Annotated in this window: 15 protein-coding genes; 6 read left to right on the plus strand and 9 right to left on the minus strand. The window is 44.1% G+C overall.

The annotated features are described in order from the left end of the window. From mshL to ACXACS_RS00460, 9 genes are all read right to left on the minus strand, one after another. Positions 1–1,749, minus strand: a complete 1,749-nt coding sequence (mshL, locus tag ACXACS_RS00420) for a pilus (MSHA type) biogenesis protein MshL (protein ID WP_474802740.1) — start codon at positions 1,747–1,749, stop codon at positions 1–3. Next, the gene (locus ACXACS_RS00425) at positions 1,733–2,050 is read right to left on the minus strand and encodes an agglutinin biogenesis protein MshK (protein ID WP_474809176.1); all 318 of its coding nucleotides are present in this window, start codon (positions 2,048–2,050) and stop codon (positions 1,733–1,735) included. The genes mshL and ACXACS_RS00425 overlap by 17 nt, the downstream gene beginning before the upstream one ends. A gap of 18 nt (positions 2,051–2,068) precedes the next feature. Beyond that, entirely contained in the window at positions 2,069–2,716 is a 648-nt protein-coding gene (locus ACXACS_RS00430; RefSeq protein WP_474802743.1) for an agglutinin biogenesis protein MshJ, read from the minus strand. Further along, positions 2,691–3,317 carry a PilN domain-containing protein gene (locus ACXACS_RS00435; RefSeq protein WP_474802745.1) on the minus strand — a complete coding sequence of 209 codons (627 nt, stop codon included), beginning with the start codon at positions 3,315–3,317 and terminating at the stop codon, positions 2,691–2,693. Before ACXACS_RS00435 ends, ACXACS_RS00430 begins: the two co-directional genes overlap by 26 nt. Continuing rightward, positions 3,314–4,228 (minus strand): agglutinin biogenesis protein MshI, encoded by a 915-nt coding sequence (locus ACXACS_RS00440; RefSeq protein ID WP_474802748.1) that lies wholly within the window; start codon positions 4,226–4,228, stop codon positions 3,314–3,316. Before ACXACS_RS00440 ends, ACXACS_RS00435 begins: the two co-directional genes overlap by 4 nt. 167 nt (positions 4,229–4,395) lie before the next feature. Then, the gene (locus ACXACS_RS00445; RefSeq protein WP_474802751.1) at positions 4,396–4,899 is read right to left on the minus strand and encodes a hypothetical protein; all 504 of its coding nucleotides are present in this window, start codon (positions 4,897–4,899) and stop codon (positions 4,396–4,398) included. 226 nt (positions 4,900–5,125) lie between these two features. Continuing rightward, positions 5,126–5,707 carry a phosphoglycerate mutase family protein gene (locus tag ACXACS_RS00450; RefSeq protein WP_474802754.1) on the minus strand — a complete coding sequence of 194 codons (582 nt, stop codon included), beginning with the start codon at positions 5,705–5,707 and terminating at the stop codon, positions 5,126–5,128. 141 nt (positions 5,708–5,848) lie between these two features. Then, the gene (gene glpD, locus ACXACS_RS00455) at positions 5,849–7,396 is read right to left on the minus strand and encodes a glycerol-3-phosphate dehydrogenase (protein ID WP_474802757.1); all 1,548 of its coding nucleotides are present in this window, start codon (positions 7,394–7,396) and stop codon (positions 5,849–5,851) included. Between the two features lie 345 nt (positions 7,397–7,741). Next, a complete protein-coding gene (locus ACXACS_RS00460) occupies positions 7,742–8,500 on the minus strand; it encodes a DeoR/GlpR family transcriptional regulator (protein ID WP_474802760.1) in 759 nt (252 codons plus the stop codon). A gap of 159 nt (positions 8,501–8,659) precedes the next feature. Between ACXACS_RS00460 and glpK the strand changes: the two genes are divergently transcribed. From glpK to ACXACS_RS00490, 6 genes are all read left to right on the plus strand, one after another. After that, the gene (gene glpK / locus ACXACS_RS00465) at positions 8,660–10,144 is read left to right on the plus strand and encodes a glycerol kinase GlpK (protein WP_474802763.1); all 1,485 of its coding nucleotides are present in this window, start codon (positions 8,660–8,662) and stop codon (positions 10,142–10,144) included. A 304-nt stretch (positions 10,145–10,448) separates the two neighbouring features. Next, the gene (locus tag ACXACS_RS00470) at positions 10,449–13,271 is read left to right on the plus strand and encodes a TonB-dependent receptor (protein ID WP_474802766.1); all 2,823 of its coding nucleotides are present in this window, start codon (positions 10,449–10,451) and stop codon (positions 13,269–13,271) included. A 125-nt stretch (positions 13,272–13,396) separates the two neighbouring features. Further along, complete coding sequence (locus tag ACXACS_RS00475; RefSeq protein ID WP_474802769.1) at positions 13,397–14,929, plus strand: tryptophan halogenase family protein; 1,533 nt, start codon at positions 13,397–13,399, stop codon at positions 14,927–14,929. A 13-nt stretch (positions 14,930–14,942) separates the two neighbouring features. Further along, positions 14,943–15,692, plus strand: a complete 750-nt coding sequence (locus ACXACS_RS00480) for a SapC family protein (RefSeq protein WP_474802772.1) — start codon at positions 14,943–14,945, stop codon at positions 15,690–15,692. 20 nt (positions 15,693–15,712) lie between these two features. Next, complete coding sequence (locus ACXACS_RS00485) at positions 15,713–17,170, plus strand: SLC5 family protein (protein WP_474802775.1); 1,458 nt, start codon at positions 15,713–15,715, stop codon at positions 17,168–17,170. Positions 17,171–17,440: 270 nt separating this feature from the next. Next, entirely contained in the window at positions 17,441–19,570 is a 2,130-nt protein-coding gene (locus ACXACS_RS00490) for an alpha-galactosidase (protein WP_474802778.1), read from the plus strand. The last annotated feature ends 90 nt before the right edge of the window (positions 19,571–19,660 follow it).

The following is a 19,660-nucleotide window of genomic DNA, read 5'->3' on the forward strand; positions in this document are numbered from 1 at the left end:
TTAGTTTCTATACCATTGATCAAGTAGTGACTGAGTGCGAAGGCGCTGCTTTTCCCACGTATCTGGCTGTACCACAGAAGGGCGAATGAGAATAACCAATTCGCGCTTGCTCTGGGTTTTCGCTTTGTTTTTAAACGCGTTACCGATAATAGGGATATCACCTAACAGCGGTGTTTTGGATTCTTGCTCGCTGGTAACCGTTTCCATTAAGCCGCCTATCACCACAATTTCACCGTCGCGAGCGCGGATCACCGTGTCTGATTCACGAATATTGCTTTGTGCTAGCGGTAACAAAATTTGTTGGTCACCTACTTGGATAACCTTTGTCTGTTCCGCCGTTTCTGTTACTGAAGGGTGAACATGCAGTATTACAGAGCCACTTCTGTCTATTTGCGGTGTTACGTCCAGCGCGATACCAGAAAAGAAAGGAGTAAGTTCGATGTCATTCTCGTTCTCTGTGCTTGTTGTGCTTTGATCTTCACTGGTCGACACATCGGTAACAAAGTACTCGTCTTGCCCTACTTTAATAACGGCCTTTTGGTTGTTAGTTACCGTAACGCGAGGGTTACTTAGCATTTGCACGTCACCCTGGGTTTGAAGCATGTTGATAACGCCATCAAAGTCGCCGCGGGAAATACGTAATGTTGATACCCCACCGATATCGGTAGAGATAGTATTGCCGATAGCATTAACCGCATTAATAGCAGGGTCGATTCCCGCTGCAGTGTTTGCTGCAAAATTAGAAGCAAGCGCCCCGCCGCTAAACCCAAAATTGAGGCTCCCCGTTAAGCCGCTTGCTATACGGTCCCATCTAACGCCTTGTTGGTAACCATCATTTAGCGTGACTTCAATAATGCGAGCTTCTAGCACCACCTGGCGTTGCAGGCTTTCTTGGCTTTGGTTTAAAAAGTCTTTCACCACGGCAATTTCGCTTGGTAGCGCGCGCACCGTCACCAACCCCGCCTGCGGTGACACCACCACCTGACGGCCTTCAGTAGGTGATACCAGTACTTTTAACGCTTCTTTTAAGTCACTCCAAAAATCGTTTTCACTGGTGGTTTGAATATTTGAACCGTTGAGCTGCTGTATATTGTTGCCGCCAAGACCACCTTGGCCACCAAAACCACCTTGACCGCCCAGTGCGTTACCGCTGATATTATTGTTGCCGTTAATACCACCGTTGTTACCACCGTTATTTTGGTCCTGCTCGCTTACTCCACCTGCAATCACGCTGACGTTCGACACACCGAAACGCTTGATCATAAGAAAGTTAACCGGGATAGATTCTGTTTTTAATTGAGATGGCATAACCTGGATGACCTTACCTTCTAAAAATACATCCAGCGGATACATTCTAGAAATAATCGTAAGCACATCTTCAAGCGCCACGTCTTTAAGCGTTAAGCTAATTTGACCAGACACCGCTGGATGCACAGCCACGCTATAAGGCGTATCTTCCACCAGCGCATCGAAAAACGGTCGAACATCCACATTATTAGCAGATACGGCAAATAGCTTCTGAGACGTAGGAGCTGGTAGCGACTGATAGCGAGCTACTTCTGACAGCAGTTCTTGGTTTAACTGCGGTGGAGGAGCTGGTTTGGTCGCAGGTACATTTTGGGAACGATTGAGTTCATCGCGAATATGCGGTTTCACTTCCTCGCCAACACCATAGGTTTGACAACCCGCGATAACAAACGCCGCAGCTAGCATCAGTGCGTTAGAAATAAGGCTATTTTTTAATTTCATATGCATACATTCTTAGTATTTTCTGCTGACGACCGTCAGTTATAATCACGTGTTTAGGGGTTATTTTGGACACAGTAAATTCATTCAGCGTGTCGCCCTCTCGATAAGACTTGCCAGAGATGATCGCGCTGTAACCGGAACTGCGTTTAAAAATTGACTGCAGTGCCAATTCGCCATCTAAAAGGTTGTTTTCGCTTGCACTCGCCCCCTTGAACTGGGCAGGTTTGGTTGGGTCTACCGCGGCTATTGCAGGCTTAAGAACACTACCTACTACCAACAAACTAAATATGAAGCATTTCATTTTCTTCACCTAGCCTCCCTAAAGCGAAATGAAGGTAGCGTTATTGCTTACTGTCGCTAACCCCAGTGTCAGTGATGCACTGGGGTATTCGTCGACGCTATAAGCGAAGTACGTCACAATGACTTTTTCTGGTGCCGCTTGTAGACGCGCTAGATAACTGCGTAAGTCGAAGTAACTACCCTCAAGCACTAAACGCATATTGTGACGATAGAATGATGTACTTTGCGTTTCACCTTCACCAAAACGAAGGGTTTGAGTAGGTTCTACGTTAAAGTTAACCAAGCTCACATTGTTTTCTTCATTCAATAACGTCATTAACAACTCGGGCATTCTGTCGGCAGCCACGAAGCCTTCGTTCAATGAAAGTAGCTCATCGTCTAAGCTCAGTAGTACTTTTCTCGCGCTATCCAATTCTTGTTGCATACGCTGTGTGTAATCGACAGACAGCGCTTGTTCAATAGCATCACGCTGAATGACAAGCGCCTTGTATTCACTTTCTTTTCGAGTAAGGGTTTTATCCGCACCAGACATGCTATCTAGCGCAGGCGATATGCCAAACCAAAAGAACAGATAAACGATAAGGCCAAAGCTCACCCACAAAATAAGCTGCTTTTCTCTGTTTTCGAGCGCAGAAAACTTATCAGAGAGCTGTTGATACTGACTCATCAGCGTCTCCTTCAAAATCAGTTGATATTAAAAATTGCTTCACGTTTTCAGCCCCGTCTACTTCATCAAACTTCACGGACGAAAATGACTTGCCCTGAAAGAAAGGTGACTGCTGTAACTTCTTTAACCAAACAGGAATAGACGACGGTGCTACCGTTTGCCCTGACAAACGAATTTTCTGGGTATCTATGTTTATGCTGGTAAGCCAAAGGTTCTGGTTGTGATAGTTAGCTAAATCGTCCATCACTTCGCCATACTTGGTTGCATCAAAAGACAGCTCTCCACTTTCTAAATAGGCAAGCAATTGCTTTCTGTTTTCTATCTTGGCATTCACTTGCTCAAGCTGCTGCTGAAGCGTTTTGGTATCACGCTTTTTCTCTAGTGCATTATTCAGCGCTTTAATTTCGTTATTAATTTGGCGTGTTGACGCTGATTGCTGTGCTATTTTTTCTTGTTTGGCGCTAAGTAAAACATTTAGAGCCACAACGGCAATTAGCATTACTCCAAACGCTACGCCGTTTACCCAAAGCACCTTTGATAGGGGTAAGCGCTCTTTTTTAGGCTTAAGCGAGGGGTGATAAAGGTTTATCGTGCGTTTCACTGTGCCTCCCTCGCTGCAACAAGCGCACTAGCCAAAGCAAAGTGGCAAGTGGGGTCAACAACATCAACTAATTCAAGCTCTGCAACGAATTTTTTCATAGCCGCAGGCTGAAAGGGCTTTAAGCGCTCTATAACAGGCTCGCAATCAAACTGTGTTCTGAACAAGATTTCTTTTAGCGGTGGCTGTTTTAGCTGTGACTCATAGAAATCCATTGAACGTTGAATTTCTAAACCAAGCATATCGCTTAATTGAACTAAATCTTCTGGGGCGGAGGATTTTTTAACAAATCCCCTTAATCGACGCGATAGCCAAATAGCACGCGAGCGCACTATCATCAAAAAAGGTTCGCTATTGGGCTCTTGAATAATAAGTAAACGCGCGTAATCATCATCAGGCACCATTTCGGTAGCCAGCACTTCTTTAGCGTGAATATGGGTGAGTTTAACCTCTTTCTTTTTCGATAGGCTTTGTACCAGTGCAGAAAGCGATGACTTTTCGGCAGCAAACACATCTATTTTTTTGCCGCCGGTCCGTGTTTGAACCGGGTAATCGATGTAGTCCAAAACAATATTACTAGAATCGAACGGAACCAACTCACCAAGTGTCCAAGGTAGTGCAGTCGTGATGTCCTCTTCGGGTACATCAGGCTTTTCCACTTGAACCATATGATACATTTCTTGAGAAAGCACAATGGATACTCGACATGCCTCTTTTTCAAATTCTCGTAAGGCCTCGCTTAATTGCTGTTCAAGAGGTTGTCGATTGTCAAAGGGAACAGACGCAAAAGAGTTGAGTACATAGCCACTGTCGCTAAAATTAACAGCGGCAATATGTAACTCAGCAGCACTCACAGACACACCTACCGTGAGCGTTGTATTGTTCTTCTGCGAAGAGAATAAGCTAGAGAGCATATGTCTACTTAATTCGTTAGTGTCGAGTATTATCTTGTTATCAACAATACCTTAAGGTGCCAATTTATGACATGGCGCTAACTCAAAAGTAGACTAATTATCTAAATAAACCAAATACCTACATAGGTAATTATTTATATTAATATGTTAATGGTATGAAGACCTTACTAGTCTTCCAAGGCAGTTACCGAACCGCTTGCTGGGTAATAGTCGAAGTAGGTTCCTCTACTCAAGCTGAAGCGACACCAGTAGTTATCTTCACTTGTTTCAAGCTCGGCGTAGTATTTTGCATGAACTTTGAATCCGTCGACACGTAATGGGGATGCTACTATTGATGACCAAATTTTTTCACATCCAGCGTCCGACATATCAGCGGTCGGCCATCCATTGTGATTCATACGAACTGGCGTTCGGTTCATTTCGCTGCCAGAGTCGTCATAGTGAATAAGCATTATCATAGTGGTAGGCTGACGTACTCGCCATTGCCAATGTGAAGAAATCACATTCCGCTTGAACGTCTCTAAACGCTCTGCAAAAACTTTTGTAGTGGTATCTTCTTCGCCAATATGAAAATGGTTAATTGCTATGCCTAGCGAGAACGCGAAAACAACGGCGATAGAAGCTTTAATAAGGTTTTTAGTGGTCTCGGTATCTTTATTATTTTTATTCATCTGTGGCTCCTCAGCTTATAACTGAAGTATTAAACCTTGTTTGGCGTGGTGTTTGTCGCTATTTGCGCAACATGAAATTGCTACCGCAGCAAAACGACTTTTCTATGATGATAGTTTATCGGCATTTTGGAGGAAATATGAAGCAATACCAGCTTGCATAGATAATTAACCAAAACCTTAAGCCTAGCGCGTTTTCAAGTATCGATGATTGGAGTAAGACTCTTGGCTAAACGTCTTTCTGCAAAATAGTAATTCCCCAGAAATCACTGTCTTTTTGCTTTAGCTTCCACCCGCTTTTCATTAGCGCCTCTCGCGTATAGTAGTTCGTCATCCCATGCCCAAAAAGAACCACTCTAGGGTGTTTTTCGCTAAGTTTATTAATATGTATTGAAAGTTTTTCAACCCGTTTTTTAGCAAATTTGAAACTTTCAAAGCGGCCTTTAGTTCCCATAAACCAAAGCGCACGGCTTAGCAAAACCCAGTGCCAACTGCGCAATGTGAAAGGTAGCTTGTAGTAAGGTATATCCATTTCTCTCAATTCCGGTAGCTCTTCATCAATTGAAGTTGCCCCATATTGAGCTGCTGTTAACTTTGCTCTTAAAAGCGGGCTGACGGCAATGTAGCTACCGGTTATATCTATTTTTTGTTTAGGTTGGCTGGCTGGGTCTAGGGGGGATTTATTATAGTTACGCACCCAGCTTGCATAATCCGCAGCATTCACTTTCTCATTGTGGACTGAAAGTGGCTTTCCATGGCGAATGAAAATAACTTCTCTCACTGTGCTTTCTTTTATGACATCCGTGTTCATATTGAGTCCGGCTAATTGAAGCTTGCGACCTTGCTAATGTAAAAAGTTATAAAAAACGGTATCAAATTGATAAGACCGGATATATACGAGAATATAGGGCGTCCTATTAGACGAAACGCCCTTTATATCTATTTAATGAAGCTACGCACTTGCCAATACTGGGTCAATAGCTTGTTGCTCGCTATCAAGTGAATGAGCTTTTTGCTCAATGTATTGCGATAGCGCCTCTTGTTGCGCTTTGTTTAAACGCAATCCATGCTTAGTTCTGCGCCAAATAACATCTTCCAGGGTACATGCCCACTCACTCTCAATTAAATAGTCTACTTCTGCGCGATACATGCCTGCGCCAAAGTCTTCTCCCATCTCAGCAATTGTCAATTTTCCTTTTAAAAATTTGTAGCTTAAAAGGCCATATTGACGGGCATAACGTTGAGCAATATCTTTGTTCAACCACGGGTACTCACCAATTAACTTATTTACAAGCTCGTCTTGGCTTTCGAATGCGCCACCTGGTAAAGGAACATCTTTAGTCCATGCTTTCTTGGCTTTAGGGAAACATGTAGTCAGTTTGTCTACCGCATGCTCAGCTAATTTTCTGTAGGTCGTTATTTTCCCGCCAAAAATATTGAGCAGCACTGGCTTTCCTGTTTCACCTTTCAGCTCAACTTTGTAGTCTCGCGTTAACTCTTGAGCAGAAGCATTCTTTTCTTCCAGTAGAGGTCTTACGCCACTGTAAGAGTGAACGATATCGCTTAGGGTGATTTTTGATTTAAAGTATGTGTTTACCACGTCAATTAAGTATTCGGTTTCTTCATCCGATATAGCAGCATCTGATGGATTACCTTTGAAATCTTCATCAGTAGTACCTACCAGCGAGAAATCTCCTTCATACGGAATAACAAAAACAATACGCCCGTCTTTGTTTTGCAGTATGTATGCTTCATCAGTATCGTAAAGTTTAGGCACAATGAAGTGGCTTCCTTTTACCATACGCATAGCATTTGGGTTGTTAACATTTACTAAACGATCTAAGAAGGATACCGCCCAAGGGCCTGCAGCATTGACAATAGACTTCGCTTTTACTGTAAACGTTTTCCCTTTTGCTGTTTTAAGCTCAACACTCCACAGGTTGTCTAGCTTTTCAGCTTTCACACATTCAGTGCGGGTATAAATTTGTGCGCCTTGATCTTGTGCGGCTAATGCGTTCAATACCACTAAGCGTGCATCGTCTACCCACCCGTCAGAATATTCAAAACAGGTTGTAATACCGCTAACTAAAGGGCTTTCGCTGGTTGTGGACAGCTTACGTGAGCGAGGTAGCATGTTGCGTTTCGCCAGTGAATCGTAAAGGAACAAACCAATTCGAATCATCCACGCTGGGCGTAAATGCTTTTGATGCGGTAAACGAAAGCGCAAAGGCCACATGATATGAGGGGCTTTTTGAAGCAATACTTCCCGTTCCGCCAATGCTTCTTTTACTAAACGGAACTCGTAATGTTCTAAATATCTAAGGCCGCCGTGAATGAGCTTGCTACTTGATGAAGATGTAGCGCCAGCAAGGTCACCTTTTTCACATAATGCTACTGAAAGCCCACGTCCTGCAGCGTCTAGCGCCACGCCAACACCGTTAACGCCGCCGCCAACAACTAAAACGTCGACTGTTTTTTCAGATTCATTGCTGTGACTCATAGTTTGCCCCTGCTCATATTCACATTTGCTTTATCTAATGGTTGGCTATTTGACAACCAAAAAGAAAACATGTCAACACAAAACGAACATTATCGAACATTAAAGAAAGTTAAATGAACCCATTTATGCGTTAACTTGCTGGTAAATAATGCAAAGGAAGAATAAAGGGTTTAGCTAATCTATATACGCTGAGTCGCATATTTGTAAATACAACTAGACGAGTAAATCAATACAAAACCATGTGCAAGGGGCACTTGGCAACACACACATTATCGAGTGATAAGGCTAGTCTAGAATTATGACAGATCTGTGATTATGACGATAAGTCAGTAATACAACTAATGGTTATGCTTTTACAAAAGTAATGTTATTTTCTTTTATAATTTTGCCTATGCTTGGCGGTGGTGTTTTGTCGCAAACTAAACAGTCGACTTGTGATATATGGCCCTGTTCAACCATTGCGCGGCGTTCAAATTTACTGTAGTCGGCTGCAAGGATAACGTGTTGAGTATGTTCTAAAATAGCTTGTGAAACTTTCACTTCTCTGAAGTCAAAGTCTAATAGCGCGCCATCTGAACTTATGCCACTTATACCAATGATGCCGTAGTCCATTCGAAACTGACTAATAAAGTCACAGGTTGCTTCACCAATAATACCACCGTCGCGATACCGTACTTCACCTGCGGCAATAATCACCGAGAAGTCTTCTTTAGCAGATAGGATTGTCGCTACATGAATGTTGTTTGTTACTACATGTAGATTTTTATGATTTAGTAGCTTAGTAGCAATAAGTTCAGTCGTAGTACCAATATTGATAAACAAAGACGCACCATCGGGAATCATGGCCGCTACAGCTTCAGCTATTTTTTCTTTTACTTCACTGTTTTGCGTTTTACGCTCTTGATAAGGCGTGTTTTCCCAGCTTCTGTTTAATCCAGCGCCACCGTGATAGCGACTGACCACGCCATTCTCAGCAAGCTGATTTAAATCTCTTCGAATGGTTTGTGGCGTCACTTCACAAGCATTAACCAAATCATCAATAGACATAAAACCATGTTGCTTTATTAGCCCAACAATTTTTTCGTGTCTTTGCGTTTGGTTCATCACACATCCTCATAAATAAAAACGACAATAATTATACGTGCTTAATAACAAAGTTCACGCGATAAAACGAAAATCAGATGTTCGTTTTCGAAAATATGGCATTGTTAAACACCTGTAAATGATGCAAACTCTATGAAAATTATCTTCAGGAGTGACCTTATGGGACAACATATTCTTGCCATTGATCAAGGCACAACAAGCTCTCGCAGCATTATTTTCTCTGCCAAAGGCAGTATAGAGGCCATCGCTCAACAGGAGTTTTCTCAAAAGTACCCTAAAGATGGCTGGGTTGAACACGACCCGGAAGAAATTTGGGAAAGCGTTGTCGCTACCCTGAAGGAAGTTTTTAACAAATGTAATGTAACCCCGTCTGACGTCGCCGCTATTGGTATCACAAATCAGCGCGAAACCACGCTAGTTTGGGATAAACAATCAGGAAAGCCTGTTTACCCTGCAATCGTTTGGCAAGACAGACGTACAGCGCAATATTGCCGAGATTTTAGCGAAGACGAAGAATTTGTATCGTATATAACAGAGTCGACAGGGCTTTTACTTGACCCTTACTTCTCAGCAACGAAAGTCGCATGGATACTAGATAACGTCGAAGGCGCCCGAGAGAAGGCAGAAAACGGCAAGCTTCTGTTTGGTACCGTGGATACGTATTTGATTTGGCGCTTAACGGGCGGTGAATCACATAAAACTGATGCCACCAATGCTTCTAGAACCATGTTGTTCGATATTCATAACCAGTGTTGGGATGAAAAGCTTCTTGATAAATTTAACATTCCAGCTTCAATGCTGCCTGAAGTTATGGACTGTGCCGCAGATTTTGGGGTAATTAAAGAAGACATCATCGGAAAAGCTATTCCTATTCAGGGTGTAGCAGGCGATCAGCAAGCAGCACTTGTGGGCCAAGCGTGTTTTGAAAAAGGCATGGCAAAGAGTACGTACGGAACCGGATGCTTTATGATCCTTAACACCGGCGACGCCCCTCTTCAATCAAAAAACCGCTTACTTACTACTGTAGGTTACCGACTAAATGGCAAAACCACCTATGCGTTAGAAGGCAGCATATTTATGGCTGGCGCTACTGTGCAATGGCTCCGTGATGGCCTAAAGCTTATTGACGACGCGGCAGAATCTGAAGCTCTAGCACAGCGCGCTAGAGAAGATAACGGTGTATTTTTAGTTCCCGCGTTTACCGGGTTAGGCGCGCCTTATTGGGACCCTGATGCTAGAGGCGCAATTTTAGGCCTTACTCGTGATACAGGAATAAGCGAAATTGTGGCAGCAGGCCTGCAATCGGTTTGCTACCAAACCAAGGACCTTCAAAAGGCAATGGAGAGCGACGGAGCTCGCCCTACGAATATACGTGTAGACGGCGGTATGTCGCGTAACGACTGGGTTATGGGCTTTTTGTCAGATATATTGGGTGCTGAAGTAGAGCGACCTGAAATCACCGAAACAACTGCGTTAGGCGCAGCTTTCCTTGCCGGGTTACAAGCAGGTGTGTTTAACAGTATTGATGATCTAACCCAGTGCTGGAAGAGTGATAGCGTTTTCACCCCAAGACTATCGAAGCAGGAACGTGATCAAGCCTATGACGGTTGGAAAGCTGCTGTAGACCGTATCCGCTGTAGTTAATTTCTCCTTATTTTTCTTATTGTTAATAAAGTGCGGTTATATACCGCACTTTTTTTATACAAAAAAATTTTTATAACATTGTAATTACATTGTCATTTTGTGCTAGTATTGGATTCAAGGTAAACGTTTCACCTTTTACCTTGGAATAGAAACGCTATATTTTTCATAAAGTTACAAATAATAATCGAGAAAATATAACGTTAAATGTGTAAAAGTAATGTTAATAAGCTTGATCCGCACATACTAAAAACGTAATTTAAGTGCAAAGTACGTTAAAACGTAGCCTACTCACGGAGAAAACACAGTGACACATAAAATTAACACATCACAGTTAGGCCCAATTGCGAAACGCTCACTTTTAGGTGTTGCTATCGCCTCTGCCCTACACGCACCGGTAGCATTTTCTCAAGATGCTGACACTCAAAGTGTAAACGATGCACCTGTTGAAGTTATTGAAGTTCGCGGCATTGTAAGCAGCTTGAAAAGAGCAATGTCTGATAAGAAAGAAAACCTCGCTGTTTCAGACGGTATCGCAGCGGAAGATTTAGGTAAATTCCCAGATCTAAACGTTGCTGAATCACTTCAGCGTATCACTGGTGTTTCTATCGACCGTAATGGTGGTGAAGGCCAAAAAGTTACGGTACGTGGTTTCGGCCCACAGTTTAACACGGTACTTGTAAACGGTCGCCAACTCGCTACTGACGACGCTGGCCGTGCATTTAACTTCGACGTACTTGCTGCCGACCAAATTACTGGCGCAAGTATTTATAAAAGTGGCGTTGCCAACCTTCAATCTGGCGGCATCGGCTCTACCATCAATGTATCGACTGCTCGTCCATTCGACTATGACGGTTTCCAAGCGGTAGGAAGCGTGAAAGGTGTGTATGAAACCCTTTCAGAAGAAACGTCTCCACAAGCCTCTTTCTTAGTTAGCAACACATTTGCTGACGATAAATTTGGTTTGCTACTTGCGGTATCTCATCAAGAGCGTCAGGTTCAAATTAACCGTATTCAAACAGCGGGCTGGCGTCCGGGCCTAACACTTTCTAACCGTGGCGATGGCGAAACGGCTGAGATTATTGCTACTGATGTTTATTTGCCTCGTAACTGGGACCAAGTTGTAGACCAGCAAGACAGAACCCGTACTAACGCATCACTTGTTGCGCAGTTCGCGCCATCTGATGATGTAACCATTACCCTAGACGGTTTTATCTCGAAGTTTGAAGTTGATTCACAGGTTACTGACCTTGCATCATGGTTTGAACCAGACCGCGTAGGTTCTGCCACTATTTCTGAGTTTGGTACAGCTGTACAATTTACGCAGGAAATTGACTTACACCAAGGTAGCGGTAACCCAGCATCTGACTTCGTATCATCAACCCGTGGTGTACGTGATGTAACTAACAAAGGGTTCGGCTTAAATGTTGATTGGCAAGTAACTGATGCCCTTTCAGCAACTTTCGATGTATCAACATCTGAAGCTGAAAACGACGTTGCTGGCGAAGGTCGCTTTAACGTTGTAGGTATTATCAACAACTACGAGTTTGACAGCACAGGTGGTACACCTACTGTAATTCACGACGGTTTTGGCAATGGTCAGTTACCTGATATTTCGCTTAACCGCCTTCACTATAACGACTTAGGTAACGTTGTTGCGTCTGAAGACGAAGTAACAGAATACAAAGCTGACTTCACTTACCTTGCTGACTCTGACGTTTTCCGTAAAGTTGACTTCGGTATTTTGCGTTCAGAGCGTGAGAAGTTCGTTTTCCAAGAGTTTGCGTCACAATGTGTATTCTGTGGTTATGGCACAGAGGCGCCAATCGATGAACTGAACATTCGTCCGTTCACCGCGAACAACTTCTTCAGCGGTCTGATTGACACTTGGTACACGTATGATGGCGATGCATACCTAGATTACCTTGCTTCTCAAGGTGCGCCAGTAGTACCAACGCTTCAGCCTAACTATTACAACATCGAAGAAGACGTAACCGCGCTTTACGCTAACTTCGAATTTGGTTATGACATCGGTGATATGCCGTTAACAATGAACTTTGGTGCTCGCTACGAAGAAACCAGTGTTTCAGTTTCTGCAGTACAAGCCCTTATCGCTGACGTTGTTCCTACTACTGACTTGACCTTGTTCTCAAATGTTTTCGCTCCATCAGAAAACATCACAGGTTCATCTTCATATGCCAACCTTCTACCTAGCCTGAACGTTAAGTTAGAAGTACAAGAAGATATGATCGTACGCTTCTCGCGCTACGACTCTTTGACACGCCCTACTATGTCTCAGATGTCGCCAGCGACTACTTTCAACGAGCCTCGCCGTCAAAACCTTCAGGCAAGCGGTGGTAACCCTGACCTTAAGCCATTTAGCGCTGAAAACTGGGATCTATCATTTGAGTGGTATTACAGCGATGACTCTGTGTTCTCGTTTGCAGTATTTAGCAAAGAAGTAGAAGACTTCATTGTTACGCTTTCTGGCGATGAAACTTATACCATGACGAACCGCCTTCCAAGTGACTATCGCTGTGCAGCGGATGACTGTGCGGTGGGCGTATCGCTTGACCCACAAGACCCTGATCGCGACGTAGTGGCGGACACAGAAGAGCTTAATGGTGCAAGCGAAGTTTATACCGTTACACGCCCTCAAAACGGCGAAACAGCAACGGTTAATGGTTATGAAGTAGCGATTACCCACGTTTGGGATAACGGCTTTGGTGTAACCGCTAACGCTACTGTCGTTAACAGTGATGCGGAAGTATCTGGCGATACAACTCAGACGTTTGCGCTAGCAGGTCTTGGAGATTCACAAAACCTTATCGTGTTCTACGAGCGTGATGCGTTCCAGGCACGTGTAGCGTTTAACAACCGTGAGTCGTTCCTATTTGCACTAGATAACACTGAAGTTGGCGGCGCGACTGGCGAGCCAATTACGACTGAAACTTACGGTCAGTGGGATGTAAGTGCAAGTTACGACATCAACGAACACCTTACGGTATTTGTTGAAGGTATCAACGTGACTGAAGAAGAGCTTACGCAAGTAGGTCGCTTCCCAGACCAAATTTACTCAATTGAAGACAATGGTGCTCGCTACTCTGTAGGTATCCGAGGCTCATTCTAAAATTTGTGTGTGTGTTTTGGCAGGGGTAAAACCCTGCCATTTATCCATAAGCCTATTGGCAAAACGAGTACGTTTATGGATAAATGTAGAAAACAGTCATAATTCCATTTAAGCAGTGTTGTTTCATGAACCATTCATCTAATACATCTCAAAAACAACGTATTGTCATCGTAGGTGGCGGCACCGCTGGCTGGCTTACAGCCGCTATCGTCGCGGCTAAACACAAGGTAGCAATGGGTGAATGTGGCTTAGACATAACTTTAGTCGAATCCAGTGACATTCCTACTGTCGGCGTAGGTGAAGGAACCTGGCCAACCATGCGCAACACGCTGAAAGACATTGGCCTGTCTGAAAAAGAAGTATTTAGACGCTGCAGCGCTGCATTCAAGCAAGGCGGTAAGTTTGTAAATTGGGTAAATGGCGACGGCGACTTTTATTACCACCCGTTTACCGTTCCGCTAGGTTATGGTCGCGTAGAAATGGCCCCCTATGTAGGCGATATTGCAAATTTTGCCAATGCCACTAACTTTCAGCAGCACGTGTGTGAGCGCAATATGGCGCCTCGCACCCTCAGCGAACAAGAATACAGCAGCGCGCAATCGAACTATGCGTACCATTTAGATGCTGGCGCATTCGCTGACATGTTACGGGACTTCAGCAAAACGGAGCTAGGCGTTAAACACATTGTCGCCACGGTAGAAAGCGTAGCCGCAACCTCAAACGAACATATCGAAAGCGTTACGCTTAACAACGGCAAGATTTTAAACGCCGATCTGTTTGTCGACTGTTCTGGCTTTCGCTCACTATTGCTTGGCGAAACCCTTGGCGAAAGCGTTATTTCCACAGACGACGTACTATTTAATAACTCTGCCCTTGCCCTTCATGTACCCCACGAGGAAGACTTCGAAATAAAGCCCTATACCCAAGCAACAGCACAAGAAGCAGGCTGGATTTGGGATATTGGTTTATCTTCAAGAAGAGGCGTAGGCCATGTTTACTCCACCGAATTTACTACCGATGAACGCGCCGAAGAAGTATTGCGTGAGTACGTCGGTGACAAGCACGGTGATTTGAAAGCGCGCACCATTCGCTTTAACTCTGGTTATAAGAAGCGTATTTGGAAAGGCAACTGCATTGGCGTAGGCCTTTCCGCAGGGTTTGTAGAGCCGTTAGAGGCAACAGCCCTCATGCTTATTGAGATATCAGCACGTTATATTGCAGAGCAAATGCCGCTGCCCGTTTCTGCTATGCCTATAGTCAGCCAGCGCTTTAACAAACAAATGAATTATCGCTGGCAGCGCATTATCGACTTCTTGAAACTTCATTATATTTTTAATCAACGCAGTGAACCTTACTGGGTTGCCAATCGCGATGCGGCTTCTATCCCCGATTCTTTAAAAGAAGATTTGGAAATTTGGAAGTATCGCGGCCCACAAATTGCTGATTTTTCAGCGGCAATAGAGTTATTCCCTGCCGCCAGCTATCAGTACGTACTATATGGAATGGGATTTTCTCCAGACTTTTCTTTGCAATCTCATTTCTACAACGAACGTGACCTAGCTGATAAAGTAATTCAACAAAATCAGCTAATCACGCAGCAAAAACTAAGCAGCTTACCTAATCACCGCGACTACATTGAGCAGTGGTTGGCAAGCTAACGAGAATTATAATATGCCAACATTTGAAACCTTATCGGCTGATACCCACAGCGCTCTTACTATTGATGAGAGCAAGCTTGCTAGTACTTATTCGAAATTTCACCTTCTCAACATTGAGATAAAAGAAGCCGTTCAAGCATCTAGCGACTTCCCTCTGTTTTTCAGCAAATCTACTGATGCACAGTATTGGACAATTTCGGCCCTGTGCGGCCTAGCTCCTCAAGAGAACGTATTTGAAACGCAAGGCACGTGGCTAGGTCACTATGCACCGCTTAGCCTTCGCACCTTACCTTTTATCGTACGATTGGGAAATGACGCTCAACAGCAAGAAGTTTTAGTTGATGTCGACTCGCCGGCCGTTTCTTCTGAAAACGGTGAAGCGCTCTTTTTGCCTTCAAAGCGCCCTACTGCGTACTTAGATAATAAAAAGAAATTGCTGGATGAGCGCGTTACCGCCATGCAGCAAACCGCTGTAATGATGAATCAAATTAGCGAGATGGGACTCATTCATACTGTTGACTTGATTATAGAGTACAAAGACAACACCAATCAGCGCGTAGGCGGGCTAGCTACGGTGAATGAACAACGCTTGCAAAACCTTACGGGTGAAGAGCTGGCTAGTTTGAATCAAAAGGGCCTGCTCAACGTGCTTTTCAATATTCTTGGTTCTATTTTGCAAGTGAACCGCGTTATCCGTCTTCATAACACTAAATTCCCTGATCGCGCTGTAAACAACATTAAGTTCGAAACCAGCAAGTCATAACTTTCCTTTAGGAGTAAAACATGTTTTCCAGCACTATTCAGGTGTCTGTTTTTGTCTTTGTGACTGCTTTAATCGGTTTTCTTACCTATTTGAGTTGCCGCGGACAAAATAGAAATGCCCAAAACCAAAACCGCGAATACTTTCTTGCAGGCGGAGGTCTAGCTTGGTATTTCGTTGCAGGTAGTATCACGCTCACCAACCTAAGTACCGACCAGCTAGTAGGTATGAACGGTAACCAAATGGCCTTGTTAGCCCTATGGGAGCTAGCAGCCGTTGTAGGCCTTTTCGTACTGGCAAAAGTATTTCTGCCTGTGTATTACAAGTTCAAGTGTACAACGACAACGGAACTTCTAGAGCAGCGCTATCACGACAAGCACATACGTGCAGTTATTAGCGCGCTCTTCTTCGCAGGCAGTGCTTTAATATTTTGCCCGGCAGTAATCTATTCGGGTTCTTTGTTTATGCAGTCAATGTTTAACGTTGAGCTGCCGCTGATGTACATTGCAGTTATCTTCGTTATTGTCGGTGCTCTATACGCTATCTTCGGCGGACTTCGCGCGGTAGCAGTGTCTGATACCTATTCAGGCGTGCTTCTTTTAACCATGGCTGTATTGGTGGTTATTCTGGCGCTTCAAGCCATCGACTATAACTTTGACGGTATTCCGCAAGAGCGACTTACCCTAATTGGCGATGATGAGTCTCCAATTCCTTGGCATACCTTGCTTACCGGGATGATCTTTATCCAAATGTTTTACTGGGGAACCAACCAAGTAATTACACAGCGCGCAATGGCGGCACCTTCGTTGAAAGAAGCGCAGAAAGGCGTATTCGCTGCGGCCGGTATTCGCTTGCTGATTGTACCTGCCATTATTGTTATTCCAGGTATTGTCTCGTATAAACTATTTGGTGATATTGGTGATAGTGCTTACGGAAAAATTGTTGCAACGGTATTGCCTGATTGGCTTTCTGGCGTATTCGCTGCGGCTATGGCGGCTGCGGTGTTAACCACGTTTAACAGTAATTTGAACTCTGCTACTGCGCTATATGTTTGTGATATCCACGAAAGCTATATCAACAAAACACCTAACGTACCTAAGTTAAGCGGCTACGTTACGGTCTTATTGTGTTTAGTATCGCTTGCGCTAATCCCCGTATACCAACAAGCTGATAGTATTATTAACCTAGTTCAAAAGCTGTACGGTCTATTAAGCATGCCTATTCTTTCGGTATTCATTGTTGGCCTGCTGTTTAAAAACGTGCATGCTTTTGCAGCCATAGGTGCGGTACTGTTTGGCGTTTCTATTTACGCATTAATGAGCTTTGAAGCTTCGCCTCTTTATGCACCATTTGGGCTTCATTACATACACCTAATGTTCGCTACTCTTATTGGCTGTGTCGCGTTCGCGCTTATTGTGAACCGCGTGGTGTTTAACCAAAAGGCAGAGTTTTCGTTAGAGCTCTATAAGAAAGAAGCCTAACAAGTTAGTAACATGTCGAAAAAGGATGCCTTTTGGCATCCTTTTTTGTTTTTAACAATTAATATCGTCTATATTTTACAACTATTGGTCAGACTTCATTTCCTTTCCAATGCAGACTAACATTGAAAGTAAAACGTTTACCCTAAAATTGTAGAATAGGTATAGTGAACGTGATTTAATATGCGAAACTATGCCGTAAGAAGACACTACTTACGTTGTAAAAAAGTTGTATCGCCACCTAATTTACGTTTTATTAACGCTGAGGTTTTTATGTCGTCACTTTCTCAATTCGTACGCTTGTCGAACGAAAAAGTCACCTTAATATTCGACTGCCAGGGTCGCATGCCAAAAGTCATTTACTATGGTGCGCCATTAAGTGACAACACAACGCCTGAAATGCTTAGCGTTTTAAACACACGCCAAGAAGCTAAATGTGCGCCGGTTATCGAGCCACCCATTACTTTAGTGCCTACCCATGGTGAAGGTTGGACAGGACAGCCAGGCCTTGAAGTTTCCGGCGATGCTGACCAATGGTCAGCAGGCTTTAGCTTAGTAGAGATAAATCAAGAAGGCCAATCGGTTGCCTTCATTGCTGAAGATGCACATCGCGGTATGCGCCTTATCACAAGTGTAGAGCTTGATACCGCGACCAGCGTTGTAAAATATGTTTCTCGTGTAGAAAACACCGGCAGCAGTGCGCTGAACCTCAATTACCTGAATGCCGCTAGCCTTCCACTTCCTACAACGGTTAGTAAAATCAAAACATTCGAAGGTCGTTGGTCTGCTGAATTCCAAACCAAAGATCACGACTTATTCTTTGGCAGCTACGTGCGTGAAAACCGTCGTGGCAAAACCTCTCACGACACCTTTCCTGGTTTAATTGCGTTCCCTCAGGGAACAGGGGAACTTAGTGGTGAATGTTTTGGTTACCACCTTGGCGCTTCAGCGAACCATAAGCTTCGCGCCGAGCTCATGGCTGATGGTAGAAGCTATGTTCAGTTCGGTGAACTATTGTTTCCGGGTGAAGTGGTACTTAACGCTGGCGAAAGCTACACATCTCCGGTGCTTTATACCGGCTATGGCTGTGAAGGTTTTTCTTCCCTGTCTCAACAGTTCCATAACTTCATTCGCAGCAATGTGCTAAACCACAGCGCTGAATCAAAACCTCGCCCAGTGCACTACAATACCTGGGAAGGAATTTACTTCGATCACAACGAAGACGAGCTTAAAGCCTTGGCTGACAAGGTAGCACCGCTAGGTATTGAGCGCTTTGTATTAGATGATGGTTGGTTTAAAGGCCGCAGGAACGACAAAGCTGGGCTTGGTGACTGGTTTGTAGATGAAGCCATCTACCCTGAAGGGCTAGACGGATTAATTGACCATGTTACTGGTCTTGGCATGGAATTCGGCATTTGGTTTGAGCCAGAAATGGTTAACCCAGATAGCGATTTATATCGCGCACACCCTGAGTGGGCGCTGCAAACCGAGAATAACCCGCACGTCCCTTTCAGAAATCAGTACGTATTGGATTTAACCAACCCTGAAGTGGTTGAGTACCTGTATAAGGTGATTACTGATGTACTAAAAGCCTATCCCAAAATTAGCTACATCAAATGGGACATGAACCGCGATGTAAACCATCCGGGTAACCTTCAAGGCAAACCAGCAATGCACGGCCAAATGGCAGCGCTTTACGGTTTAATTGACCGCGTAAAAGCAGCTAAGCCAGGCATCGAAATAGAAAGCTGTTGTTCAGGTGGCGGACGTATAGATTTAGGCATATTGCCACACACAGATCGCTTCTGGACATCAGACTCTAACGACGCACTAGACCGCTTATATATTCAGCGCGGCTGCTCTTACTTCTTCCCATCTGAAGTCATGGGCGCCCACATAGGTCCGCGTGACTGCCATATTACTGGCCGTAACCTACCTATTGAAATTCGTTCAGCAGTAGCCTTGTTTGGCCATATGGGTATAGAAATGGACCCACGTGAACTGACTGACCACGAGCAAAGCGTGCTAACAGACGCCATTTCGCTTTATAAGAAATATCGTCATATTACCCACGGCGGCGACCTATTCCGCATGGACGATGACGGCATGAATGTGAAATTTGGTTATGTGTCGAAAGACAAGCAGGAAGGTATTTTTGCATATAACAGTGTTACAGAAACCGTACGCACTACGCCGAATCGTTTCTACTTTGCAGGGCTTGATGCTAACAAGCAATACACCATTGAGCGTGTATGGCCTGAAAAGCTGAAAGAATACACTCCTTCAATTTTGCAGCAAACTGAAGGACAAGTGTTCTCTGGCGAAGTCTTGATGAAATACGGTATGCAGCTGCCGGTACTCTTCCCACAAACAGCGCTGATTTATACTGTTAAAGCCCTTTAGTTTTCTAAACGCTATGGCTTTCTAAGCGCTATGGCCTTTTAAGCGCTTTAAATTCTAAGCGCTGCTTAAGGAAAATACAAGTAAGCGAGC

The organism is Alteromonas sp. AWM4_230 (assembly GCF_056158305.1).